This window comes from Lactobacillus sp. N54.MGS-719 (assembly GCF_000980505.1).
Lineage (GTDB): Bacteria > Bacillota > Bacilli > Lactobacillales > Lactobacillaceae > Lactobacillus > Lactobacillus amylovorus.
Window position 1 is genome coordinate 1 of record NZ_LARO01000125.1, and the last position, 973, is coordinate 973.

Below are 973 nucleotides of genomic sequence, written 5' to 3' on the forward strand. Positions count from 1 at the left end.
CCCAACCGGATTAATCTTGATGAGTTTGATGATGGTTAACATCGACTTTAACAAATGGTTCAAGTGGTGTTGGAAATTACTGGTAATCGAATTTGTCTTATGTCTAGTCGCATTAGGCGTCGGATTGTTAGTATATTAGATTTAAAACAAAGTTTTCAGATCATTCTTTCAGCACGATAGGATGATCTTTTTTTCATAACAACCCTTGTTTATTTATTCAAAAAGCGTATCATATACAGACGAAGAAATAATTGGATGACAGAGAGCATTCGTTTTGGAGGAATTAAATATGGAATATATTACGCAGCACAGTCATGGACTAAGTAAAAACCAAAAGTGGGTCATCGCCTCTACTTCATCAGGTTTTGCGCTTGAAAACATGGATGTGCTTTTTTTATCGTTTGCGATGAGTTCAATGATTGCGGACTTACATCTATCAGGTGGAGCCGCTGGATTGATCTCCTCAATCACTAACTTAGGAATGTTAGTTGGTGGTATTTGTTTCGGCATCTTGGGCGACAAGATTGGCCGTGTTAAAACTTTCTCACACACGGTTTTGATCTTCGCCATTGCCACCGGTTTAATGGCTTTTGCCAACAACATCTATGAGATCTACGCCTTACGTTTTCTCGCTGGTATTGGTGCCGGCGGTGAATATGGCGTAGGCATTGCCTTAATCGCCGAAAACTTTGAAAGCGACAGAATTGGTAAGATGACCTCAATTGCGGCAGTCGGTGGTCAAATCGGTGCGATCTTTGCGGCATTAATTGCGGCTTGGATTATTCCAACAGCTGGCTGGCACGCACTATTCTTGGTCGGAATTGTCCCAGTAATTTTAACAGTCTTTATCAGAAGACATTTGCATGAAAGCGATCAATTCCTCCAAGCTAAAAAAGATGAAAAAGGTTCATTATTACGTGATGTCATTAAAAAAATGTTTTCAACCCCACGTCTTGCTTTTCAAAGCTTAGGC

1 protein-coding gene is annotated in these 973 nt (G+C 40.2%); it reads left to right on the forward strand.

Annotation, left to right across the window (positions count from 1 at the left end; translation table 11 throughout):
* Positions 1 to 289 precede the first annotated feature (289 nt).
* Positions 290 to 973: MFS transporter (locus WS44_RS09550; RefSeq protein ID WP_046434123.1), on the forward strand; the 684-nt coding region annotated here is incomplete at its 3' end.